The sequence below is a fragment of the Lactobacillus sp. UMNPBX17 genome (assembly GCF_002553735.1).
Lineage (GTDB): Bacteria > Bacillota > Bacilli > Lactobacillales > Lactobacillaceae > Lactobacillus > Lactobacillus gallinarum.
Genome location: NZ_PCYT01000107.1, coordinates 1 through 2,518, shown reverse-complemented (window position 1 = coordinate 2,518; position 2,518 = coordinate 1). Strand labels below are relative to the sequence as shown.

The following is a 2,518-nucleotide window of genomic DNA, read 5'->3' as shown; positions in this document are numbered from 1 at the left end:
AACCCTTCTTTTTTTGTTATCTAATTTCTATTTACACAAGAATTTATACTGAACCTTTATTTTATGCAAAAAAAGAGCCGAATCACAACGATTCGACTCTTTTCAATTTGTCAATGTCTTAACTTAATGACATTGGCTATGAGCTAGCAGCGTTTTTTATTTAGGCAGAATGATTTCTACATCAGTGTAAACGTCAAGGACTTGAGCATCGCAGCCGTGATCGATCCAATTAGTGATGTGGGCAAGAAGAACGTTAGTCATGCTCTTAATATGTTTATTGGAATAATCGCTATTGAAAAGGTGCTTTTGCATCTCTGTAAAAAGTGTGCGATTAATTTGAGTGCAGATATGATTAGTGTGCTTTTTTCGAGTTAGACGATAAATGTTAGTGTAGAAAAGACGATCATTGCCAATTTGTCTAAGAAAGGCGAAGACCAATTGATTCGATTGGCAATCACCATATTCACGGAAATGGTTTCTAATTTCTGCTTGAATACTTTTACAAAATAAATCGGTTAATCCAGTATAAGTATTATAAAAGACGCCGCGGCTCATGCCAGTAGCCTTGCAAAATTGGGTAACAGAGTATTTGGTAATAATACCTCTAGTTAATTCCTCGCGTAAAATCTCGTAAGTTGTAAGTTTTCTCATTCCATTCATCCCTTTCAATGACAACTCCAAGTAAGTTCAAAGATTTTGTTTAAATTTTATTTTTATAAAATATACCAAACCTACATAAATATAGCAATAGCCATTTTTGATAATAATTGGTTTATGGCTTGATGTAAGCATAGTTCAAGCAGGTTATATATAAATAGATATTTCAAAAAAATTTTTATAAAATAAAAAAACAAAAACTAGAATTTAAAACTTATAATTGCTGAAGGTGCTTGAAACGTTGATATAACAACATTCTTGCCGAAAATACGATGAGAATAGGCTTTTAAGTACTTACTTTTAATTATTAATCTTGCCTAATATAGAACACAAAAAGGTCAAATTGTCTGAAAACCAGAGCAATTTGGCCTTTTTAAGTAAATTAAAAGAGTTCAAACAGGTGACTAAACCTTTTTGAACTCTTGGATTAGGAAACTTTATTAGGTTTTAAACTACAACGTCAATATTAACGATTAAATTTCTTGTAGTTTTGGATGTAACGCTTAGCAACGCCCATCATGTGAACACTAATCTTGCTTGAATCGCCTCTTAAACCACTGAAGCTAATGCCAAAGTATTTAGTCTTAGCATCGTAGTGCTCAGTACGACAACCAAGCAAGTCGCCAGCGTGTTCCCATTCAGTGTATCTTGAAGAATCATTCATTTGACTGTATGAGCCATAGAAACCACCGAAAAGCATTTGCTTAACGTTGAAGTAAATTTGGTTCTTCAATGCTGACATGGTACGCATATTAGTGTGGTAAGTTGAAGAAATAGGTAAGGCCGCTTCGTCTTCGTAGACTTGACCTACTCTTGAGTTAAGACCAGAAGCCTTAGCTGCACGCTTGATACCAGGTACATAGTGGTCTGCATCCCAACAAGACTTGTTGTGTGAGTAGTATTGTTCAGCTACACGATCTGCAAAGTGCAAAGCACCAGCTTTGTAAGTCCAAGGCTTCTTGCCAAGTTGATGACGAGCAGAGTTAATCAAGCTTAAAGTGTACTTGCTCAATTCAACCTTTTGGCTGTGGCTTAAGTTAGTTACGTTAACTAAAGTATCGTCAGAACCAGCACCACTGTATGTGTTTTCTATCATGCCTTTCTTTGAGGCATTGATTAAAGCCTTGCTTGCTCTACCAGTTTGGTTCCATTTAATAATGGCACTCTTAGTATAACCAGAAGGCAAAGTAATAGAAGCAGCTTCAACAGTTGAATTTGCTGCAGTCTCTACATTATTGTTTAAAGCGGTAATAGTGCCACCAGCTAAAGCAGCGGCAATACTAATGGTGGATAAAAGTTTAGCATTCTTTCTCATTTTCCTAATCCCTTATTTATTAAAAAGTTATTCTCTGTCAAAAATTCCCAAAAATATGAAAATTCAAAGCTCAAGAAGTAGTCAATTTCTTGAGTCCCGCTATAAGTCTCTTCAAGTAATAGACTAACAGGAATAAAACCAAAGTCTATATGTGAAAAGATTTAATAACAAAAGACAATAATATATGGATATATATGAAAGGGGATAGCGTTAGAAACGCTGGTAGCATGTTGCTTGAGGGAAATGAGGATATTAAGCTGCACACTTATTAAATAATGTAAAAAAAGTTTTTAAAAAATAATAATATATAATTTTTTATATTAATATAACCTCAATTATTTTAATATAGTAGTATTTTTTAAAAGAGAAAATGCCATTATATCGGGGATTAAAGGCATTTTGTGTAAATAGTGCAGGTTTATATAGTAGAAAAATAAAATAAATAAAAATTGATATTTTTTAAGCTTGTTATGATAACAAGTATATATAATACGCGTGGTGCTAGTTAAATCGTTTTAGTTACTAAAAAAGTCCAATCTTGTTAGA

Annotated in this window: 2 protein-coding genes; both read right to left on the bottom strand. The window is 33.3% G+C overall.

Annotation, left to right across the window (positions count from 1 at the left end; translation table 11 throughout):
* Positions 1 to 156: 156 nt before the first annotated feature.
* Complete coding sequence (locus tag CP368_RS09630; RefSeq protein WP_087364016.1) at positions 157 to 651, bottom strand: transcriptional regulator; 495 nt, start codon at positions 649 to 651, stop codon at positions 157 to 159.
* A gap of 472 nt (positions 652 to 1,123) precedes the next feature.
* Complete coding sequence (locus CP368_RS09625; protein WP_098046034.1) at positions 1,124 to 1,972, bottom strand: SEC10/PgrA surface exclusion domain-containing protein; 849 nt, start codon at positions 1,970 to 1,972, stop codon at positions 1,124 to 1,126.
* Between the last annotated feature and the right edge of the window lie 546 nt (positions 1,973 to 2,518).